Source organism: Actinoallomurus sp. NPDC052308 (assembly GCF_040679195.1).
In the GTDB taxonomy this organism is placed as follows: domain Bacteria; phylum Actinomycetota; class Actinomycetes; order Streptosporangiales; family Streptosporangiaceae; genus Actinoallomurus; species Actinoallomurus liliacearum.
In genome coordinates, this window is the sequence record NZ_JBFAUM010000001.1 from 424,367 (window position 1) to 445,355 (window position 20,989).

Consider the following 20,989-nt stretch of genomic DNA (forward strand, 5'->3'; position numbering starts at 1 on the left):
ACGCGCCTGGCGGGGGCATCCGTCGTTCATCAGGCACGCTCGGTGACGGCGGTCGTCGCCGTCATCACACTCAGCGACCGTGATCGTTGGCGTGGTCACACTCAGCGACCGCAATTGCGTTGGGATCAGCACTGTGACCATTCCGTTGTCGTCAACGATGCAGACAGGCGCGATCTCGGTGGGCATCATGCTTTCGTGACCGAGGGAGCGATCGCCGGGGCCGCGGTTCGGGGTGGCACCGCCGAACTACGGGGGAGACGACCGGCTAAGGCGGACGACAATGACCTCAGGGAACTCACGATCCTTGCCGTTCAGGGAGACCCCGAAGCGGTCGAATCCCTGATCGGACGGGTCCGCCCGATGGTCGTGCGTTACTGCCGGGCGCGGCTCGGCCGGGTGTCCGGGCAATACCACATCGCGGACGACGTCGCCCAGGAGGTGTGCATCGCCGTCCTCGGCGCGCTGCCGCGCTACCGCGACATGGGCCGCCCTTTCGCGTCCTTCGTCTTCGGTATCGCGTCGCACAAGATCGCCGACGCGCTGCGCAGCGCCATCCGGGCGGCCGTGCCGACCGAGGACCTGCCCGACGGCCCCGACGAGGGCCCGGGCCCGGAGGAGACGGTCGTCCGCTACACCGAGGCGGAGCGCGCGCGGGGCCTTCTCGACCGGTTGCCGGATCATCAACGGGAATTGGTTCTCCTGCGGGTGGTCGCGGGTCTGTCCGCCGAGGAGACCGGTAATGTACTGGGCATGTCAGCCGGGGCCGTACGCGTCGCCCAGCACCGGGCTCTCGCCCGTCTTCGAGCGATGGCGAGTGAGGAGTCGATCGCTTGACCGAAGGGGGTTCCGCCACTCCCGAGCCGCTCGACCTCAGTGAGATCACCCGCAGCGGCGATCTGTTCGACGCCTTGGCCGCACGCCGCGTCACCGATCCGGGTTCCGGATTCGCCGTCTCCGACGACCCGGCCGCCCGCCTGCTGGCCGCCCTGGTCGCCGACGTCGACACGGGCGCGCCGCCGCTGCCCGGCCCCGCCCGCGTCTCCCGCGCGACGTCCAAGACCTCCGGGCGCCCCGTGGTCCGGGCGTTCGTCACCTTCGGCGCGGTCGCGGTCATGCTGACGACGGCCGGGGCCGCGGTCGCGGTCGGCGGGGGAGGCGGCGGGCCGAAGGCGCACGCTCCATCGGCCCGGCACCAGCTCACGGAACGCTCCAAGACCCGCATCGAGTCGGTCGGCAGGCCGCTCCCCAGCGGGCCCCGGCGCACGGTGGGCCGGACCCCCGCCGACAAGACGGACCCCACGCCGACCACGACCAAGGCGTCCAGGTCGCACACCCCCGAGAAGGGGCGCGGCTCCGCTTTCGCCGGACATCCGTCGGCGCGGCCGTCCGGCAGTCCCTCGGCGACCCCGACCCCGACCCCGAGCCCGTCCGCGGGGGCGCCGACCGAGTCGCCCTCGCCGGTCTCGACCCCGACGCCTGCCACCCCGCAGCCCGACGACACCGCCATCGCCCCGCAGCGCCGGGCGCAGCGCCAGGTCACCGGGCCGAAAACGGGCGCGCCGAACCGGACCGTACGCGGCCGGTAAGGCGCCGGAACCGGAGACAGGCCCTAGCTCGACTGGCCTTCCTCGCTGTCGATGACGCCGTCGACGTACCCGCGGGCGTACTCCCAGCTGACGTAGTCCTCGGGGGCCGCGGCGATGGCCGGCTCGTGGACCCGGGGCAACCCCTCGTCGAGCAGGTGGCGCAGGTTGCCGTGCAGGAGGTCCCAGTCGATGTGGTGCGCGCGACCGCAGTCGCCGCATTCGACGGTGAGGCCCTTGATGCCGAGAGGCTCCAGGAGAGCGCGGAAGACCTCCAGGTCGGCGAGGTCGGCCAGCACGTCCTCCCGCTCCGTCGTGCTCAGCGGAGCGGTCTCGTCGCCCGGGTCGCCGAGCGCGGCCGCCGGGTCCTCGGGATCATTCGCGAACGGATCGAGCGGAGCGTCATCGTGCACAAACCCACGCTACCCGAGTATCGGCCGCCGATTCGTGCCTTGTCGCCGCGCTTGGCCGGTCGTTCGACGCGGCCGACTAGGATGGGAGGAACGCTTCGCTGATCAGGCCCGACACCGCGACCCCTTCCGGATGATGCCCATGACTTTCGCGCCCGAGCCCGCCAAGTTCGCCCCGCAGGGGCTCACCTACGATGACGTGCTGCTCGTGCCCGCGTACTCCGATCTCGGACCGGGCGACGCCGACACGACCAGCCGCCTGTCGCGATCGATCACGCTGCGCATCCCGCTCGTGTCCGCCGCGATGGACACCGTCACCGAGGCGCGGATGGCCGTCGCCATGGCCCGCCAGGGCGGGCTCGGCGTGCTGCACCGCAACCTGCCGATCGACGAGCAGGCCCAGCAGGTCGATCTCGTCAAGCGTTCCGAGGCCGGCATGGTGAACAACCCGGTGACCTGCTCGCCGGACGACACCCTCGCCGACGTCGAGGCGCTGTGCGCGCACTACCGGATCTCCGGTGTTCCGGTGACCGACGCCGACGGCGTGCTCGTCGGCATCGTGACCAACCGCGACATGCGGTTCGAGACCAACGCCGCGCGCCCGGTGCGCGAGGTGATGACCCGGATGCCGCTGGTGACGGCCCCGGTCGGGGTCTCCCGTGACGAGGCGTTCGCGCTGCTGCGCGCCAACAAGGTGGAGAAGCTTCCGCTCGTCGACGGCGCCGGCCGGCTGCGCGGCCTGATCACGGTGAAGGATTTCACCAAGAGCGAGCAGTACCCCCTCGCCACCAAGGACTCCGCCGGCCGCCTCGTGGTCGGCGCGGGCGTCGGTGTCGGCGAGGAGGCCGAGCTGCGCGCTAAGGCGCTGGTCGAGGCCGGTGTCGACGTCCTGGTCGTGGACACCGCGCACGGTCACTCCCGCGGCATGCTCGACATGGTCGCCAAGCTCAAGGCCAACAGCGGCGCCGACGTCATCGCGGGCAACATCGCGACGAGGGCCGGGGCGCAGGCGCTCGTCGACGCCGGTGCGGACGCGGTCAAGGTCGGGGTCGGCCCCGGCTCGATCTGCACGACCCGCGTGGTCGCCGGTGTCGGGGCGCCGCAGGTCACCGCGATCTACGAGGCGGCGCTGGCGTGCCGGCCCGCGGGCGTACCGGTGATCGGCGACGGCGGCCTGCAGTACTCCGGCGACATCGCGAAGGCGATCGCCGCGGGCGCCGACACGGTGATGCTCGGGTCGCTGCTCGCGGGCTGTGAGGAGAGCCCCGGCGAGCTGATCTTCATCAACGGCAAGCAGTACAAGACCTACCGGGGCATGGGTTCGCTCGGCGCGATGAAGAACCGCGAGCGCGGCGGCTCGTTCAGCAAGGACCGGTACTCCCAGGAGGGCGTGGCCGGCGAGGACAAGCTGATCCCCGAGGGCATCGAGGGCCAGGTGCCCTACCGCGGGCCGATCGCCGCCGTTTCGCACCAGCTGATCGGTGGCCTGCGCCAGGCGATGTGGTACACCGGCTCGCGCACCATCGGCGACCTGCAGGAGAACGGCGTGCTGATGCCGATCACCGGGGCGGGACTGCGGGAGAGCCACCCGCACGACATCCAGATGACCGTCGAAGCGCCCAACTACCAGGTTCGCTGAGAGTTTCTTCCGGCCGTGGCCCGCTGCGGTCACGGCCGGCGCATGGGAGAGGACGTACATGGCTGAGGTCGAGATCGGGCGGGGCAAGAGCGGCCGTCGGGCGTACGCGCTCGACGAGATCGGCATCGTCCCGTCGCGGCGCACGCGGGATCCGGAGGAGGTCAACGTCGCCTGGCAGATCGACGCGTACCGCTTCGAGACGCCGCTGGTCGTCGCCCCGATGGACAGCGTGGTCAGCCCGGCGACGGCGATCGCCATCGGGCGCCTCGGCGGCCTGGGCGTGCTCGACCTCGAGGGGCTGTGGACCCGGTACGAGAACCCCGACTCCCTGCTGGCCGAGATCGCCTCGCTGGACGACGCCACCGCGACGCGGCGGCTGCAGGAGCTGTACGCCGAGCCGATCAAGGAGGAGCTGATCGGGCGGCGCATCGAGGAGATCCGGGACGCGGGCGTGACGGTCGCGGCGCGACTGTCGCCGCAGCGCACGGCGCAGTACCACAAGGCGGTCATCGATGCCGGGGTCGACCTGTTCGTGATCCGCGGCACGACGGTCAGCGCCGAGCACGTCTCCGGGCGGGCCGAGCCGCTGAACCTCAAGCAGTTCATCTACGACCTCGACGTCCCGGTGATCGTCGGTGGCTGCGCCACGTACACTGCGGCCCTGCACCTCATGCGCACCGGCGCGGCCGGCGTCCTCGTCGGGTTCGGCGGCGGTTCGGGCCACACGACCCGTACGGTCCTCGGCGTCGCGGTGCCGATGGCGACGGCCGTCTCCGACGTCGCGGCGGCCCGCCGTGACTACCTCGACGAGTCCGGCGGCCGGTACGTCCACGTCATCGCGGACGGCGGCATGCGCCAGTCCGGTGACATCGCCAAGGCCCTCGCGGTCGGCGCGGACGCGGTGATGGTCGGGTCGCCGTTCGCGCGGTCGACGGAGGCCCCCGGCCGGGGCTACCACTGGGGCAGCGAGGCGCACCACGAGGAGCTGCCGCGCGGCAAGCGCGTCGAGCTCGGGTCGATCGGCACGCTGGAGCAGATCCTGTACGGCCCGTCGAACGTCGCCGACGGCTCGATGAACCTCATCGGCGCGCTCCGCCGGGCCATGGCCACCGCGGGCTACTCCGACCTCAAGGAGTTCCAGCGCGTCCAGGTCGTGGTGGCGCCGCACTAAGCCGTACCGATCCCTCCGCGCGGAGACGCGTGCCGAAGCTCACATCCGTCCCTTTGACGCAGTGCGTCGGCCGGTAAGTGTTTTGTGACGGCCGGGGTACCGACGTAGCGTGGTGACGCAGACGTCGAGGGAGTAGGGCATGGCGGTTGAGGACTCTGAGAACCAGGTGAACCGCTCGCGCCTCGGCCCGGCCGAGCGCGCGGCGGCGCTGGACCGGATCGGCGGCGGCGAGGAGTTCGACGTCGTCGTCGTCGGCGGCGGGATCGTCGGTGCCGGCGTGGCCCTGGACGCCGCGACCCGGGGCCTGAGCGTGGCGCTGGTGGAGGCCCGTGACTTCGCCGCCGGCACCTCCTCCCGGTCGTCCAAGCTGATCCACGGGGGCCTGCGCTACCTCGAGCAGCGCGACTTCGAGCTGGTTCGCGAGGCGCTGACCGAGCGTGGGCTGCTGCTCGGCCGGATCGCGCCGCACCTCGTACGTCCGGTGCCGTTCCTGTTCCCGATGACCCACCACGTGTGGGAGCGCGCCTACATCGGGGCGGGCGTGGCCCTGTACGACGCGCTGTCGCTCTCGATGGGGCAGGACCGTGGCGTGCCCCATCACCGGCACCTGACGCGCACCCAGGCGCTGCGCATCGCCCCGTCGCTGCGCCGGGACTCCTTCGTCGGCGCGATCCAGTACTGGGACGCCCAGGTGGACGACGCCCGTTACGTCATGATGGCGCTGCGCACGGCGGCGGCGTACGGCGCGCAGATCGCCTCCCGCACGCAGGCCGTGGGCTTCCTGCGCGAGGGTGAGCGGGTGACCGGCGTACGCGTGCGGGACCTGGAGTCCGACCGGCAGCTCGAGGTGCGCGCCAAGCAGGTCGTCAACGCGACCGGGGTGTGGACCGACGACATCCAGGAGCTCGTCGGCGGGCGCGGTCAGATCCACGTCCGCGCGTCCAAGGGCGTGCACCTGGTGGTGCCCCGGGACCGCATCCACTCCTCCAGCGGGGTGATCCTGCGCACGGAGAAGTCGGTGCTGTTCGTCATCCCGTGGGGCCGGCACTGGATCATCGGCACGACCGACACGGCCTGGGACCTGGACAAGGACCACCCGGCCGCGTCCAAGGCCGACATCGACTACGTCCTCGAGCACGTCAACGCCGTGCTGAACACGCCCCTCACCCATGACGACGTCGAAGGGGTGTACGCCGGGCTGCGCCCGCTGCTGTCTGGTGAGTCGGAGGAGACCTCGAAGCTGTCCCGCGAGCACGTGGTCGCGCACCCGGTGCCGGGCCTGGTCGTGATCGCCGGCGGCAAGTACACCACCTACCGGGTGATGGCCAAGGACGCCGTGGACGCGGTCGCGCACGGGCTGGACGGCAAGGTCCCGGAGTCCTGCACGGACCAGATCGCCCTGGTCGGCGGCAACGGCTTCCAGGCGGCGTGGAACTCCCGGCACCGCCTGGCTGAGTCATCGGGGCTGCACGTCGCGCGCGTCGAGCACCTGCTGCGGCGCTACGGCACGCTGACGGAGGACCTGCTCGCGCTGATCGAGGAGCGCCCGGACCTCGGCAGGCCGCTCGAGGGCGCCGACGACTACCTGCGCGCCGAGGTCGTGTACGCCGCGACCCACGAGGGCGCCCGGCACCTCAACGACGTGCTGACCCGGCGGACGCGGATCGCGATCGAGACGTGGGACCGGGGGATCGGCGCGGCACGCGAGGCCGCCGAACTGCTCGCGCCCGAGCTGGGCTGGTCGACGGAGCAGACCGAGCGGGAGATCGAGTACTACCACAAGCGCGTCGAGGCGGAGCGCGACTCCCAGGCGCAGGTGGACGACCAGGACGCCGACGCGACCCGTCGCGGGGCGCCGGACATCGTCCCGATCGCCACTCCCTGAGGTTTACCTCAACGCCTGACGTTTCGGCGGCCGGTTCCGGCCGCCCAATCCTCGCTGAATATCGGCATATGTCGGCTTTTGACAGCAGTGACTCCTGTAGGGTTTCCGGGCTAATGGTGCTAATGCCCGAAAAATCCGGCTTGGACAGGAGTCCGCGTGGCAAGGTCGCTGACGCGCACGGTGGCAGTACTGACGACCGGCCTGCTGGTCGCCGGAATCGCGGCGGAGGGTGACGCCGCCCCCTCCACGCAAGGCCGCGCCGCTGCCGCCGTACGGGCGGCCGGTTCCGGCATCGACGCGCAGGCGCTCAGTGAGACCGAACTGCTCGGCGCCCAGGCCAAGAAGAAAAAGAAGAAGACGGTGAGCGTACGGACCGGTCCCGTCTTCAACTCCCCGACCGGCAGCAAGACCAAGCAGCACGCGATCGCGACCCAGGTCGCCCAGCTCATCGCCGGCGCGCCCAAGGGCGCGGTCATCTACGTCGCGATGTACCACTTCTCCACGCAGGACCTGGCCACGCAGCTCGTCAAGGCGAAGAAGCGAAAGGTCAACGTACGAGTGGTCCTGGACAATGAGTCCGCGGGCTACAAGGCGTACAAGACGCTGAAGAAGGCGCTGGGCACGAACCGGAAGAAGTCCTCCTGGGTCACCCTGTGCGCGAAGGGCCGGGGCTGCATCGGGCCGCAGTTCAACCACAACAAGTTCTTCCTCTTCTCCACCACGCGCAAGTCGAAGAAGGTCGTGGTCCAGACCTCGGCCAACGCCACGTACAACGCGCGCGACCTGCAGTACAACGACGCGCTGACGCTGAAGAGCGCGAGCGTGTACGCGGCCTACCGGCGCTACTTCTACGACCTCGCGAAGCAGCACCACACCGGCGATTACCACCGGACCGTGCGCGCCGGAAAGTACCGGATGGACTTCTTCCCCTGGTCGACGGGCGACCCGGTCAGCCAGGCGCTGGACAAGGTGTCGTGCACCGGCGGCACCCACCTCCGGATCGTCATGGGCCACTTCACCTGGCGGCCGATCGCGCAGCGCCTCTGGAAGCTGGACGACGCCGGGTGCCGGGTCCAGGTCGTGTTCGGGCACGTGGGCCAGTCGGCCCTGCGGGACCTGACGAAGAAGGGCGGCCGCCACGGCGGGCCCGAGGTGCGGTACCTGCCGGAGAACGGCCACGCGTACGAGCACTCGAAGTACCTGCTGCTCGACGGCCGCTACCAGGGCAAGACGCAGAAGGTCGTGTTCACCGGCAGCAGCAACTACACCGACCCCGGCTTCCACGCCCACGACGAGGCGATGATCACCATCGCCGACACCGCTCTTGAGAAGAGCTACGTCGCGAACTTCGGCACGGTCTTCGGGCGCGGCAAGGCCATCACGTCCGCCGACGCCGGGATGAAGGCGTCCGGCGTCGTGGAGCCGGACTACGCCGACGACACCGCCGAGAGCGACAACTGACGCCGGGCCCCGGGCCGTCGCGGGTGGCCACACCCGACGTACGGCCCGGGGCGCGCGTCACTCCGAGGACGAGCCCAGGAGGAGGCCGACGCCGGGGCCGTACAGCTCGGCCGGCACCCGGTCGGGGTCGAGCAGGTGCTGCAGCGCCAGCCCGAACTCGATCGCCATGGCGAGCGAGGCCCGGTCCTCGGGGGACATCTCCGACGAGCCGGTGGACAGGCCGGCGGCGATCTCCTCGCGGCGGGCGTGGTACCAGTCGGCGATCCGCCAGCCCGCCGAGAAGTCGCGCATCCCGAACAGCCACAGCTCCACCAGCAGGAGCGCCCGCATCCGGGTCTCCTCGTCCGACATCCGCTCGGCGTAGTGCCGTCCGATGTCGGCGGACCGCTCGTCCGGTGAGCGCTCGGAGTCGCGCATGGCGGGGCAGGCGCCGAGGCCGGGCTCGGCCTGGGTGTAGCGCTCCAGCAGAGCCAGGACCAGGTCCGACTTGCCGGCGAAGTTGGAGTAGACCGCGCCCTTCGTGAGCCCGGCCAGGGCGGCGATCTCGTCGAGCGAGGCTCCGCGGATCCCGCGTTCGGCCCACAGCCGCTCCGCCGCGTCCAGGAGAGCGGCCCGCGTCTGGGCCCGACGTTCCTGCCGGGGTGTGCGGACCTCTTCATTGCCGGCGGACCGGTCCGGGCCGGAGATCATTCTGCCCCCTCGTCTCGACGAATCCTCACCTCACTCTCCGGAATACACCGTGCACCGCAATCCGAGCCAGCAAATGCAGAACAAGGTGACTCTGGAACGCACCGAAATGGCATTGGGGACAGGAGATGTAGCGCTGACCACGCGAGCGAATCATTACTGGGTAGTAGCCATGAGGAGGACTCGCGTCTTAGAGTTCCGTGCATGAACGCACCCGCAGCGGCGTCCACCGACGCACGCGTCACCGTTCCGGACCTGCCCGCGGAGGTGGTCGAGCGGCTCACCTCCCGCGTCGCCTCCAGTGGCGCGACGGTCCGGATCGCCGCGCCGTTCACCGGAGAGCCGGTCGCCACGCTGCCCGTCTCGACCGGTGCGGACGTCACCGCCGCGTACGAGCGCGCCCGCGCCGCCCAGGAGTCGTGGGCGCGGCTGTCCCCGGCCCGGCGCGCCGAGCCGTTCCTGCGGTTCCACGACGCGATCCTCGACCGCCGCGCGGACATCCTCGACCTCGTCCAGCTCGAGACCGGCAAGGCCCGTCGGCACGCCTTCGAGGAGCTCCTCGACGCCGCGGGCAGCACGCTGTACCACGCGCGCCGGGCCCCGGGCCTGCTGCGGCCGCGCCGCCGCCAGGGCGTCATGCCCGCCGCAACCCGCGTCATCGAGCTGCGTCATCCCAAGGGCGTCGTCGGGGTCATCTCGCCGTGGAACTACCCCCTCGCCCTCGGCCTGACCGACGCCGTGCCCGCCCTGCTCGCCGGCAACGCGGTGGTCCACAAGCCGGACACCCAGACCGCGCTGTCCACCCTGTGGGCGCTCGACCTGCTCATCGAGTGCGGACTGCCCGAAGAGCTGTGGCAGGTGGTGATCGGCGATCCCGAGCGGATCGGCGACCCGCTGATCGAGGGCGCCGACTACGTCGCCTTCACCGGCTCGACCCGCGGCGGCCGGGCCATCGCGGACAAGGCCGCGAACCGGCTGATCGGCTACTCCCTCGAACTCGGCGGCAAGAACCCCATGCTGGTGCTCGACGACGCCGACGTCGACCGGGCCGCGCAGGGCGCCCTGCGCGCCTGCTTCACCAACGCTGGCCAGCTGTGCATCTCGATCGAACGCCTCTACGTCGACGAGAAGATCTACGACCGGTTCGCCGAGCGCTTCGTGCACCGGGTCAAGAACATGCGGCTGGGCGCCGGGTTCGACGCGGACATGGGCTCGCTCACCTCCCAGCGCCAGCTCGACACCGTCACCCGGCACGTGGACGACGCCGTGGCGAAGGGCGCGCGGCTCCTCGCCGGCGGGCGGCCGCGCCCCGGCGTCGGGCCGTACTTCTTCGAGCCGACCGTCCTGGAGAACGTCTCGCCGGAGATGGAGCTGTGCGCGGGCGAGACGTTCGGCCCGGTCGTCGCGCTGTACCCGTTCTCCTCCGACGACGAGGCGGTACGCCTGGCGAACGCCACGCCGTACGGGCTCAACGCCAGCGTGTGGACCCGCGACGTCGGGCGGGGCCGCCGGCTGGCCGCCCGGATCAAGGCCGGCACCGTGAACATCAACGAGGGGTACGCCGCCGCGTACGGCTCCTACGACGCGCCCATGGGCGGGATGAAGGAGTCCGGAGTGGGCCGCCGGCACGGCGCCGAGGGACTGCTCCGCTACACCGAGGCCCAGACGGTCGCCAGCCAGCACGGCTTCGGCTTCGAGCCGGTCCTCGGCATGTCGTACGAGACGTACGCCGCCCTGCTCACGAACGGTCAGAAACTGCTGAAACGCCTTCGCCTCAGGTAGGAGCGCACGCATGGACTACGACGTCCTGGTCATCGGATCGGGCTTCGGCGGCAGCGTCACCGCTCTCCGCCTCACCGAGAAGGGGTACCGCGTCGGCGTGCTCGAGGCCGGGCGCCGCTTCGACGACCCCGACGGCCCGCCCGGCCGGCGCCACCAGGACCTGCCGAAGACGTCCTGGCGCACCCGCCGGTACCTCTGGGCGCCCGGCCTGGGCATGACCGGCATCCAGCGCATCCACCTGCTGCGCGGCGAGCGGGGCTCCCGCGTCCTCGTGCTCGCCGGAGCGGGGGTCGGCGGCGGCTCGCTCGTCTACGCGAACACGCTGTACGAGCCGCCGCAGCCGTTCTTCGACGACCCGCAGTGGCGGCACATCACCGACTGGAAGGCCGAGCTGCGGCCGTACTACGCGCAGGCCAAGCGGATGCTGGGCGTCCGTGTCAACCCGACCATGACCCCCGCCGACCGGGCGATCAAACGGGTCGCCGACCGCATGGGCCGCGGCGACACGTTCCACCTCACCCCGGTGGGCGTCCTGTTCGGCGCGGAGCCGGGCGAGGCCGTCGACGACCCGTACTTCGGCGGTGCCGGACCGCGCCGCACGACCTGCACCGAGTGCGGCTCGTGCATGACCGGCTGCCGCGTCGGCGCCAAGAACATGCTCACCGAGAACTACCTCTACCTGGCCGAACACGCCGGCGCGAAGATCATCTCCATGGCGACCGTCACCGCCGTGCGGCCCCGCCCCGGCGGTGGCTATGACGTCGAGGTGACGCGGACCGGACGGCGCGGCGCGCGCTGGCGGCGCACGCTCACCGCCGAGCAGGTCGTCCTCTCCGCCGGCACGTACGGCACCCAGCGCCTGCTGCACCGGATGAAGAACTCCGGCACGCTGCCGCACCTGTCCGACCGCCTCGGCGTACGGACCCGGACCAACTCCGAGGCGATCCTCGGCGTCGAACGGTTCCGGAGCAAGGGCGAGGACCACTCGCGCGGGCTGGCCATCACCTCGTCGTTCCACCCGGACGAGCACACCCACATCGAACCCACCCGGTACGGCCCCGGCTCGAACGCCATGGGCGGCCTCCGCTCCCTGCTCATCGACGGCGGCGGCCGCGTGCCCCGCTGGGGCAGGTTCCTCGGGCAGGTGGTCACGCACCCGTGGGACCTCGTCCGGCTGCCGAACCTGCGCAACTGGTCACGGCGCACGATCATCGCGCTGGTCATGCAGACCAACGACAACTCGATCACGGTCGAGCCGTCGCCGTCCGGCCGCGGCCTGCGGGCCCGCCGCGGTCACGGCGAGCCGAGTCCGACCTGGATCCCCCAGGCGCACCGCGCGGTCCGGATGCTCGCCGAGGAGATGGGCGGCTTCCCGGGCGGCACCTGGCTCGACCTCTTCAACATCCCGACGACCGCGCACTTCATCGGCGGCTGCACGATCGGGAACTCGCCGGAGGAGGGCGTCATCGACCCGTACCACCGCGTGTACGGCCACTCCGGCCTGCACGTCGTGGACGGCTCCACCGTCTCGGCCAACCTCGGCGTGAACCCCTCCCTCACCATCACCGCCCAGGCCGAACGGGCCATGGCCCTCTGGCCCAACCGCGGCGAACCGGACCCCCGTCCGGACCTCGGCGCGGCGTACACGCGCATCACCCCCGTGGCCCCGAAGAACCCGGCCGTCCCCGCCGACGCCCCCGCCGCCCTCCACCTCCCCATCACCCCCGCCTGAAACCGGAGCCGGTCGTCAGTTCGGGTAGTGGTGGATCTCGGCGAGATGGCCCGCCGCGGCGGCGAACTTGGCGTCATCGGTGAGCAGCGGCAGGTCCAGCGCTTCGGCCAGCGCGACGTACATCGCGTCGTAGGCCGTCAGGTTGTGCCGCAGCTCCAGGACTCGTGGCTGGAGCGGCTGCATCGGATATCGGGTGATGCTCAGGTCGGCGTAGTCCGCGAGCATCTGCCCGGCCCGTTCGACACTGATCCGGACCTCGGGCTTGGACGTGATCGTGAAGCCCCGGACAACGCTGGACACCTCCGCGTCGATGAGCGTGGGGGCATGTACTCGCCGGGCGAGGCGCCGACGCAAAAGGTCGTCGCCTTCGACGTTGGCCAGCAGTCGGACGATGATCGAGCAGTCCACGACGAAGGTCATCGACGGCCGTCGTTCATGAACTCTCGCACGTCGTCCAGGCTGTAAGTGATCGGCGCGCGGGTCGCGATTCGGTCCATGACCTCTTCGATCGACGGGTTTGCGGCCGCCTCGGTCATGAGATCGCGCAGGTAGGCGGCGAGGGATTGCCCCCGGGCCTCCGCGCGTTGCCTGAGCTTGACGACGACATCGTCGGGGACGTCGCGCACCTGAACCACGGTTCCCATGACTCCAGCCTAGCTCTTCTGCATGCACGAAGCATGCAGAATCTCGTCCGGTCGTCGGTTCGGGGAGATGTCCAAGAAGGATCTCCTCGGGGTGGCGTGCCCGAATGGCGGCTCTGGGGAAGGTTGCGTACTGCGATGCGATACGCACGCTACGTAATCAGACTACGCGGAGGTGTTGGACGATGGCCATTTCGATGGACATGAACAAGGTGCTGGACCGGAACTACGAGGACATGGACATGAAGAAGCTGGTCGACGCCCCGGTGGAGGCTCTGGCCGGTGTCAGCGAGAGTGACGCGGAGATGCTGAAGAAGGCGTTCGGCATCAAGACGATCGGCGACATGGGCCGCAACAAGTACATGCAGGCCGCCTACGCGATCGTCCACATGGCGGAGGCATGTAAGTAGCGGCAGGACGTACCGCATCGCCGTCGCCATGGACTCCTGATCGCCCTGCTGTGCCCGTCGATGGCGACGGCGAAGACCTGCCGAACCACCTCAGGTTCGGTAGGCGGTCAGGAGGGACTCGCGGTCCTCGGCCGGGAGGTGGCGGACGGCCTCGCGGAAGGTGACGCCGGAGATCCGGTCGGTACGCTCGCGGACCCAGGAGGTCACCCAGCCGGGGTCCCGTTTGGACAGCTCGCGCAGGACCCAGCCCAGCGCCTTGCGGACGAAGAACTCCCGCTCCTCGATGAGCACGTCCCCGTACTCCGACAGGCGGGTCAGGTCGGCCTCGCCGGTACGGATGCCCCGGATCAGGGCGAGCAGCGCGGTCCGCCGGATCCAGAGGTTCTCATCGCCCGGCCACAGATCGAGCGTCGTGACCAGCCGCGGATACCGCCAGATGAGGCGGCCGACGACCTTGATGGCGAGGACGTCGACGTACGCCCAGGTGTGCGACTCACGGATCATCCGCTCGATGATCGGCAGATCCCTCGCCTTCAGCAGCGCCCAGTTGCGGACCAGGAGCTCGACGGCGGCCATCCGGGACTCGTGCACGGGCTCGTGCCAGAGGCCGCGGGCGAGGGCCAGGGTCTGCTCCCGGGATCTTCCGGCGGCGGCGCGGACGGCGACCTTGCGGATGGCGGGAACCGGGACGCCGAGGTGCAGCAGGTCGCTCTTCAGATAGCGCTTCTCCCGCTCGGCGCGGGCGGGATTCCCGAGGGTGCGCAGCTCGGCGACGATGCCGTCGGAAGGGTTCACGCGGTCAGTATGGGGGGTTGGTCCGACGGTGGCGGCGTTCGCGCAGGCAGTAGGCCCCTAGACTGGGGACATCCCGAACTTCCGAAAGGCGTTCTCGGTGTCCGTCGAGTCAGTCGAGCAGTCCTTCGACACGGTCCTCGTTGTCGACTTCGGCGCGCAGTACGCGCAGCTCATCGCCCGTCGCGTGCGCGAGTGCCACGTGTTCAGCGAGATCGTGCCCTCGACCATGCCGGTCGAGGAGATGCTGGCCAAACGGCCAAAGGCGATCATCTTGTCCGGCGGTCCCGCGTCGGTGTACGAACCGGGCGCGCCGGCCGTGCCCACCGGCCTGTTCGAGGCCGGAGTACCCACCCTGGGCATCTGCTACGGCTTCCAGGCGATGGCCAAGGAGCTCGGCGGCACGGTCGCCAACTCCGACATCGCCGAGTACGGCGCGACGCCGCTCACGGTGCTCGACCAGGGCCGGCTCCTGGCGGGGCTGCCCACCGAGCAGTCGGTGTGGATGTCGCACCGCGTCACGTGCAGCGTCGCCCCGACCGGCTTCATCGTGACCGCCAGCACCGCGAGTGCCCCGGTCGCCGCCATGGAGGACGCCGCCCGCGGGCTCTACGGCGTGCAGTTCCACCCTGAGGTGATGCACACCGAGCACGGCCTGCAGGTGCTCAGGCAGTTCCTGGAGGCGGCGGGCTGCCGGCCGTCCTGGACGATGGTCAACATCGTCGAGGAGTCGATCGAGGCCGTACGCGCCCAGGTCGGCGACAAGCGGGCGATCTGCGGGCTGTCCGGGGGCGTCGACTCCGCCGTGGCCGCCGCGCTCGTGCAGCGGGCCATCGGCTCGCGGCTGACCTGCGTGTTCGTCGACCACGGGCTGCTGCGCAAGGGCGAGGCCGAGCAGGTCGAGAAGGACTTCGTCGCCGCGACCGGCGTCGACCTGAAGGTCGTCGACGCGGCCGACCGGTTCCTCGGGGCGCTGGAGGGCGTCACCGACCCGGAGACCAAGCGCAAGATCATCGGCCGGGAGTTCATCCGGGTCTTCGAGGAGGCCGCCCGCGAGATCGTCGAGGAGCACGGCGAGGCCGTCGAGTTCCTCGTGCAGGGCACCCTCTACCCGGACGTCGTCGAGTCCGGCGGCGGCACCGGCGCGGCCAACATCAAGTCCCACCACAACGTCGGCGGGCTCCCCGAGGATCTTCAGTTCTCGCTGGTGGAGCCGCTGCGCACGCTGTTCAAGGACGAGGTGCGCCGGCTGGGCGAGGAGCTCGGCCTGCCGGCCGAGATCGTGTGGCGGCAGCCGTTCCCCGGCCCGGGGCTGGGCATCCGGATCATCGGCGCCGTGACCCGGGACCGTCTCGAGGTGCTCCGCGAGGCCGACGCGATCGCCCGCGAGGAGCTCACGCGCGCCGGTCTCGACCGCGACATCTGGCAGTTCCCGGTCGTGCTGCTCGCCGACGTGCGCTCGGTGGGGGTGCAGGGCGACGGCCGCACGTACGGTCACCCCGTCGTGCTGCGCCCGGTGACCAGCGAGGACGCCATGACGGCCGACTGGGCGCGGCTGCCGTACGACGTGCTGCAGCGAATGTCCACGCGGATCACCAACGAGGTGGCCGAGGTCAACCGCGTGGTCGTCGACATCACCAGCAAGCCGCCGGGCACCATCGAGTGGGAGTGACTCCCCGGCCGTTTCCCCGGCCCGGCGCGGCGTTCGCCGACCGGGCTGGGGCGCGGGTCACGCCGGGGTGAGCACGCCCTCGGCGTCGAGGGTGGCGGCGACCCCGTTCACGACGGCGGCGATACGCAGGCCCTCCTGCACGAGCTCCCGCGAGAGGCCCTGCTCGCGCAGCGTCTTCTCGTGGGAGTCCAGGCACCGGCCGCAGCCGTTGATCGCCGACACGACGAGGCACCACAGCTCGAAGTCGGCCTTGTCGACGCCCGGGTTGCCGATCACGCTCATCCGCAGCTTCGCCGGCAGCGTCGAGTAGGTCTCGTCCTCGAGCAGGTGCGTCGCGCGGTAGTAGACGTTGTTCATCGCCATGATGGCCGCGGCGGCCTTGGCCGCCTGGAACGCCTCCGCGGACAGGCGGTCGGCGGCGTCCTCCGACAGCGCCGCGATGACCTGCGGGCTGCGGGTCGCCAGCGCGGCGGCCAGGACGGAGCCCCACAGCTGCTGCTCCGACAGCTGCGACGTGGACGTCACCGATCCGAGGTTCAGCTTGAGGTCCTTGGCGTACGCCGGCAGGGCGCTCTTCAGGGTCTCGACCCCACTCATGTCATCCTCCAACTCTCCGAAGACGGGCTGACGGGGCTCGCCCCCGGGAGCCCCGTCATGACGACGGCCGGCCGCGGTACCAGCGGCCGGCCGGCTGTGAGGCGGTCGATCAGGCGCCCGCCATCAGCTTCTTGGCGTCGAGCGTGGACTCGCCCTTGTTCCAGTTGCAGGGGCAGAGCTCGTCAGACTGCAGTGCGTCGAGGACCCGCAGGACCTCCTTGACGTTGCGGCCGACCGAGCCCGCGGTCACCATCGTGAACTGGATCTCGTTGTTCGGGTCGACGATGAAGGTCGCGCGCTGGGCCACGCCCTCGTCGGTGAGCACGCCGAGCTCCGCGGACAGCTCGCGCTTGACGTCCGACAGCATCGGGAACGGCAGCTCGCGCAGGTCCGGGTGGTCCTTGCGCCAGGCGTAGTGGACGAACTCCGAGTCGATGGAGACGCCGAGCACCTGCGCGTCCCGGTCAGCGAACTCCTCGTTCAGCCGGCCGAACTCCGCGATCTCCGTCGGACAGACGAAGGTGAAGTCCTTGGGCCAGAAGAACACGACGCGCCACTTGCCGTCGTAGGACTTGTGGTTGATCCGCTCGAACGCGTTGTCGGGGTCGAGCGAGACGCACGCCGTGAGGTCGTACTCCGGGAAGTGATCACCGACCGTGAGCACTCGTAGGCCTCCTTGCCAGACGGGTGTTGGATGGGTTCCAGGGTGCCTTAGGTATCGTTGATCTGCGAAATCGGCTCCCCCGAAGGATTTCGATAGGAGATTACTATCAGTCGCCCGACCGTCGCCCAGCTTCGCGCGTTTCTCGCCCTGGCGGAGCATCTACACTTCCGGGAGGCCGCGGCGGCGCTCCGGTTGAGCCAGCCCGCGCTGTCCGGCGCGGTGGCGGCCCTGGAGGAGACGCTGAACGCCCGCCTGGTGGAGCGCACCACGCGGCGGGTGCTGCTCACTCCCGAGGGCGAGCGCGTCGCGCGCCGCGCCCAGCGGGTGCTGGCCGAACTCGACGGCCTGGTCGAGGAGGTGTCCGCGCCGCGCCGCCCGTTGAGCGGCCCGTTGCAGGTCGGCGTCATCCCGACCGTCGCGCCCTACCTGCTGCCGGCCGTGCTGCCCGACCTGGTTCGCGGGTACCCCGACCTGCGGCTCGCCATCCGCGAGCAGCGGACCGCCGCCTTGGTGGAGGACCTGCGCGGCGGCCGCCTCGAGGTCGCGATCCTGGCCCTGCCGGCCGATGATGGGCTCGCCGAGATCCCGCTGTACGAGGAGGACTTCGTCCTGCTCGCGCCGGAGTCGTACGGGCTGGGTCCCGGGCCGGTGCGCCGCGACGTGGTCCGTGACCTGGACGTGCTGCTGCTGAACGAGGGGCACTGCCTGCGGGACCAGGCCCTGGAGATCTGCCGGGAGGCCGGCGCCAGGCCCGGCGACGCCACGTACGCGACGAGCCTGGCGACCCTCGTCCAACTGGTGTCCGGCGGTCTCGGCGTGACGCTGGTGCCCGAGTCGGCGCTGCCGGTCGAGACGCGTCGTGACGAGCGCCTCACCGTGACCCGGTTCGAAGATCCCGCGCCGTACCGCCGGATAGGGATCACCTATCGGCCGACGAGCCCGCGCGCCGACGACTTCGCGCTCCTCGCCGAGACGGTCCGGGCGGCCGTACGCGCCCGCCGCTGGCGGGTCCGGCTACAGCACGTCACCGGCCCGGAGGACGCCGGCCCGGAGGACGCCGGCCGCGCCGCCGCCCCGGCCGGCTCCGGCTGAGGCGCGGACGACTCTCCAGAGTCCGGAGCGATGGCTGATTGTCCGAATCCGCACTCTCCGGCGCGATCCGTTGTTGAATGATCTCCGATCGTGATCATCGCCGTACGGGGAGGCGACCATGCAGGACGATATGGGGATCCAGGGGCTGCACGGGGGGCTGACGCTCGCCGGTCGTTACCGGTTGGAGGACCCTCTCGGCCGGGGCGCGATGGGAGAGGTATGGCGCGGCGTCGATCTGCGCCTGCGCCGTCCGGTCGCCGTCAAGTTCCTTCCGGCGCACCTGCTGTCCGACCAGCATGCGGTCGCGCGGTTCCGCCGCGAGGCCGAGATCGCGGCCGGACTCCAGCATCCGGGCATCACCGTGATGTTCGACATCGAGCGGCACGACCACCTGCTGTTCCTCGTCATGGAGCTGCTGCAGGGCAGCGACCTGAGCAGTGTGCTCGCCGGTCACGCCGGCGGCCTCCCCATCGATCAGGTGATCACGCTGGGGACCCAGATCGCCGACGCGCTCGCCGCGGCGCACGCTGGCGGCGTCGTCCATCGCGACATCAAGCCGACCAACCTGTTCCTGCAGAAGGACGGCCGGGTCAAGATCTGTGACTTCGGGATCGCCCGGCTGGCCGACGCCACGACGGTCACCGGGACGGGCGTCTCGATCGGAACACCCCGCTACATGGCGCCGGAGCAGTTCGAGGGCCGCCAGGTCGACCACCGAACCGACCTGTACTCCTTCGGCTGTGTCCTGTACGAGTTGCTCACCGGCGGTCCCGTCTTCGCCGACACCGCGGGTGTCGCGTCCGCGATGTACCAGCATGTCAGCCGGTCGCCGGTGCCGCCGCGCTCGATTCGCCCGGAGATCCCGGACCACCTCGACGGGCTGGTGCGCGCCCTGCTGGCCAAGGATCCCGCGCACCGGCCCGCGAACGCCGCCGCGGTCGCGGAACTGCTGCGCCGGCCGGGGGGCGGTGCCGGGGAGGCGGGCGGCCAGAGCTCCGACATCGGGTTCGTGCCGACCCTGTCTCCCTCGGCCGCGCCGTCCGGCGCCGGACCCGCCGGATCCGCGACCGCTACACAGGTCGACGCCCCCCGCTCCCGGAAGCGCAGGACCGGGCCGGTCGTGGCGGCGGGGATCGCACTCGTCGCACTCGTCGCCGGCGGCGCCTTCTTCCTCGTCAAAGGCTCCGGGGCCCAGCAGCATCCCGCCCGCGCGCAGGGACGGACGGGCACGACCCGCGCGCCCGCTCCGGTCACCGGGCCCGTCGTTCCCGGCTGGCGGCTCGTACGGTCGCCGGAGCACGGTGTGGCGTACGACGTGCCACCGGGCTGGCACGTCCAGCTGTCCAGCACGACCCTCGGGTACGCGGACGCGAGCGGCAATACCTCTCAGGTGATGAACGGCACGGCCGAGCTGCCCCATCCCGGGTGCACCGGCGCCGATCTGAACTACCACGCCCAGACAGGGCTGACCGGCGGCAAGGGCATCGCCGCGGTCTCCTCCCTGTCGGCCGCCCAGAGCTACCAGCTGACGGGGATCGCGGGGAGGACCGCGAACCAGTGGGCGAACGGCGAGTACACCACCGCCGCGGGCCGGGTACCGTCCGTCGTCGAGGGAAATGACCGGACGGCGACCCTGCGCGGGTCTCAGGCCGTCGAGTCCACGGCCACCGCGACAACGAAGGGCGCCCGCAAGCGGTGTGAGCCGCCGGGCGGCGTCGTCCACGCCGTCGCGATGCCGGCGGCGCAGGGCGCTCCGATCGTCTTCATCGCGATCGCGGACCAGGGCGCCGGGCAGGTGGCCGACGCCGAGCTACAAAAGATCATCGGCAGCATCCGTCCGCTCGGCTGACCGCCCCGCCGCGCGCCGAGCGGACGGATCCATCCCGTCAGGACGGCTCTTCGTAGGTGATGTCGTACTTGGCGGCGATGGGGTTCAGTTTGCGCGCGTCGAACCTTCCGCCGGTCGTGATGCGCGATCTGGCCTCGATGAGGTCCTCGACGAAGCACTCCCAGCCGCCGGGGGAGGAGATCTGCAGCACGCGCGGAGGCGGTGTCGAACCTGGGCGCAGGGCGTGCCGGACGCCGTGCGGCAGCAGAACGAACCGCCCGGGCGTGACCGGGTGGACCCGGTCGGCGAACTCGACGAGGAGCTCGCCGTCGAGCACGTAGATGCTCTCGTCGGCCTTGTGATGGACGTGACGCGGGATCTCCTGGGCGACGACCATCTCCAGCAACGACAACCGATCCTCGGTGTCGGTCGAGCGGACCTTGGAGGAGAAGGCGGGCGGCACCCGCAGCCGGCCGGGCCTCGCCTCGCCCTTCGCGAGGACGTAGAAGCGGCTCTTGTCGCCGTTCTCCGTGATCTCCCCATCGACGCCGTAGCGCGTGCCGTACGGGACGACGTCCTCGTGATGGCCGTCCCAGCCTCCCGGTGTGCACAGCTGCAGCGCGTGCGTGGGCGCGTCGGACAGGCGCCGTACGGCGTGGGTGACGCCACGGGGCAGAAAGGCGCACATGCCCTGGATGAGCCGGTGGGTCGCGCCGTCGAACTCGACGCCCAGCTCGCCGTCGAGCACGTAGACGATCTCGTCGAAGGTGTGGACGTGCGGCAGGGCGTCGTCGCCGTCGTGGTTCTCGATGAGGGTGAAGCGCCCGTCGGTGTCGGCGACGCCCGCCTTGGCGGTCGTCCCCGGTGGCAAGGGGATGCTGGTGGGGCGTGACGCGCCGGCGTCGAGCAGGATGAAGCGGTCTTCGGACATGATTTATCCTTC

General features: G+C 70.9%; 20 protein-coding genes. 12 read left to right on the forward strand and 8 right to left on the reverse strand.

Annotated features, from left to right (window positions below; all coding sequences use genetic code 11):
* The first annotated feature begins 210 nt into the window (after nt 1-210).
* Entirely contained in the window at nt 211-834 is a 624-nt protein-coding gene (locus AB0L00_RS02295; RefSeq protein ID WP_364428956.1) for a sigma-70 family RNA polymerase sigma factor, read from the forward strand.
* Nucleotides 831-1,586, forward strand: coding sequence for a hypothetical protein (locus tag AB0L00_RS02300; RefSeq protein WP_364427186.1), 756 nt, complete (start codon nt 831-833; stop codon nt 1,584-1,586). Before AB0L00_RS02295 ends, AB0L00_RS02300 begins: the two co-directional genes overlap by 4 nt.
* Nucleotides 1,587-1,609: 23 nt before the next feature.
* On the opposite strand, the gene AB0L00_RS02305 is transcribed toward AB0L00_RS02300, so the two are convergent.
* Nucleotides 1,610-1,996 (reverse strand): DUF5319 domain-containing protein, encoded by a 387-nt coding sequence (locus AB0L00_RS02305; RefSeq protein ID WP_345352984.1) that lies wholly within the window; start codon nt 1,994-1,996, stop codon nt 1,610-1,612.
* Between the two features lie 139 nt (nt 1,997-2,135).
* On the opposite strand from AB0L00_RS02305, the gene guaB reads away from it, so the two are divergent.
* From guaB to AB0L00_RS02325, 4 genes are all read left to right on the forward strand, one after another.
* Nucleotides 2,136-3,632, forward strand: a complete 1,497-nt coding sequence (gene guaB, locus AB0L00_RS02310; protein WP_364427189.1) for an IMP dehydrogenase — start codon at nt 2,136-2,138, stop codon at nt 3,630-3,632.
* A gap of 58 nt (nt 3,633-3,690) precedes the next feature.
* On the forward strand, nt 3,691-4,803 hold the full coding sequence (locus tag AB0L00_RS02315) for a GuaB3 family IMP dehydrogenase-related protein (protein WP_364427192.1): 1,113 nt from the start codon (nt 3,691-3,693) through the stop codon (nt 4,801-4,803).
* Between the two features lie 139 nt (nt 4,804-4,942).
* Entirely contained in the window at nt 4,943-6,688 is a 1,746-nt protein-coding gene (glpD, locus tag AB0L00_RS02320) for a glycerol-3-phosphate dehydrogenase (protein ID WP_364427194.1), read from the forward strand.
* A 156-nt stretch (nt 6,689-6,844) separates the two neighbouring features.
* A complete protein-coding gene (locus tag AB0L00_RS02325; RefSeq protein ID WP_364427197.1) occupies nt 6,845-8,149 on the forward strand; it encodes a phospholipase D-like domain-containing protein in 1,305 nt (434 codons plus the stop codon).
* A gap of 57 nt (nt 8,150-8,206) precedes the next feature.
* Here AB0L00_RS02325 and AB0L00_RS02330 read toward each other — a convergent pair whose 3' ends face one another.
* Nucleotides 8,207-8,839: a helix-turn-helix domain-containing protein gene (locus tag AB0L00_RS02330; protein WP_364427200.1), complete on the reverse strand. Its 633-nt coding sequence runs from the start codon at nt 8,837-8,839 to the stop codon at nt 8,207-8,209.
* Between the two features lie 201 nt (nt 8,840-9,040).
* On the opposite strand from AB0L00_RS02330, the gene AB0L00_RS02335 reads away from it, so the two are divergent.
* Both AB0L00_RS02335 and AB0L00_RS02340 read left to right on the forward strand, forming a co-directional pair.
* The gene (locus AB0L00_RS02335) at nt 9,041-10,618 is read left to right on the forward strand and encodes a succinic semialdehyde dehydrogenase (protein WP_364427203.1); all 1,578 of its coding nucleotides are present in this window, start codon (nt 9,041-9,043) and stop codon (nt 10,616-10,618) included.
* 10 nt (nt 10,619-10,628) lie between these two features.
* Nucleotides 10,629-12,350 carry a GMC family oxidoreductase gene (locus AB0L00_RS02340; protein ID WP_364427205.1) on the forward strand — a complete coding sequence of 574 codons (1,722 nt, stop codon included), beginning with the start codon at nt 10,629-10,631 and terminating at the stop codon, nt 12,348-12,350.
* Between the two features lie 15 nt (nt 12,351-12,365).
* On the opposite strand, the gene AB0L00_RS02345 is transcribed toward AB0L00_RS02340, so the two are convergent.
* The gene (locus AB0L00_RS02345) at nt 12,366-12,770 is read right to left on the reverse strand and encodes a type II toxin-antitoxin system VapC family toxin (protein ID WP_364397668.1); all 405 of its coding nucleotides are present in this window, start codon (nt 12,768-12,770) and stop codon (nt 12,366-12,368) included.
* On the reverse strand, nt 12,767-12,976 hold the full coding sequence (locus AB0L00_RS02350; protein WP_364427207.1) for a hypothetical protein: 210 nt from the start codon (nt 12,974-12,976) through the stop codon (nt 12,767-12,769). Before AB0L00_RS02350 ends, AB0L00_RS02345 begins: the two co-directional genes overlap by 4 nt.
* 200 nt (nt 12,977-13,176) lie before the next feature.
* On the opposite strand from AB0L00_RS02350, the gene AB0L00_RS02355 reads away from it, so the two are divergent.
* A complete protein-coding gene (locus AB0L00_RS02355; RefSeq protein ID WP_345353000.1) occupies nt 13,177-13,401 on the forward strand; it encodes a hypothetical protein in 225 nt (74 codons plus the stop codon).
* A 90-nt stretch (nt 13,402-13,491) separates the two neighbouring features.
* On the opposite strand, the gene AB0L00_RS02360 is transcribed toward AB0L00_RS02355, so the two are convergent.
* Nucleotides 13,492-14,196 carry a DNA alkylation repair protein gene (locus tag AB0L00_RS02360; RefSeq protein WP_364427210.1) on the reverse strand — a complete coding sequence of 235 codons (705 nt, stop codon included), beginning with the start codon at nt 14,194-14,196 and terminating at the stop codon, nt 13,492-13,494.
* A gap of 97 nt (nt 14,197-14,293) precedes the next feature.
* Between AB0L00_RS02360 and guaA the strand changes: the two genes are divergently transcribed.
* Nucleotides 14,294-15,865, forward strand: coding sequence for a glutamine-hydrolyzing GMP synthase (gene guaA / locus AB0L00_RS02365; RefSeq protein WP_364427213.1), 1,572 nt, complete (start codon nt 14,294-14,296; stop codon nt 15,863-15,865).
* Between the two features lie 57 nt (nt 15,866-15,922).
* On the opposite strand, the gene AB0L00_RS02370 is transcribed toward guaA, so the two are convergent.
* Together AB0L00_RS02370 and AB0L00_RS02375 are read right to left on the reverse strand one after the other, a co-directional pair.
* Nucleotides 15,923-16,462, reverse strand: a complete 540-nt coding sequence (locus AB0L00_RS02370) for a carboxymuconolactone decarboxylase family protein (protein WP_364427215.1) — start codon at nt 16,460-16,462, stop codon at nt 15,923-15,925.
* 109 nt (nt 16,463-16,571) lie between these two features.
* Entirely contained in the window at nt 16,572-17,126 is a 555-nt protein-coding gene (locus AB0L00_RS02375; RefSeq protein ID WP_345353007.1) for a peroxiredoxin, read from the reverse strand.
* Between the two features lie 105 nt (nt 17,127-17,231).
* Here AB0L00_RS02375 and AB0L00_RS02380 point away from each other — a divergent pair, with 105 nt between their 5' ends.
* Nucleotides 17,232-18,218 carry a LysR substrate-binding domain-containing protein gene (locus tag AB0L00_RS02380; protein ID WP_364428958.1) on the forward strand — a complete coding sequence of 329 codons (987 nt, stop codon included), beginning with the start codon at nt 17,232-17,234 and terminating at the stop codon, nt 18,216-18,218.
* Between the two features lie 118 nt (nt 18,219-18,336).
* Nucleotides 18,337-20,067 (forward strand): protein kinase, encoded by a 1,731-nt coding sequence (locus tag AB0L00_RS02385; protein ID WP_364427217.1) that lies wholly within the window; start codon nt 18,337-18,339, stop codon nt 20,065-20,067.
* Between the two features lie 37 nt (nt 20,068-20,104).
* Here AB0L00_RS02385 and AB0L00_RS02390 read toward each other — a convergent pair whose 3' ends face one another.
* Nucleotides 20,105-20,977 carry a cupin domain-containing protein gene (locus AB0L00_RS02390; protein WP_364427219.1) on the reverse strand — a complete coding sequence of 291 codons (873 nt, stop codon included), beginning with the start codon at nt 20,975-20,977 and terminating at the stop codon, nt 20,105-20,107.
* Nucleotides 20,978-20,989: the final 12 nt, after the last annotated feature.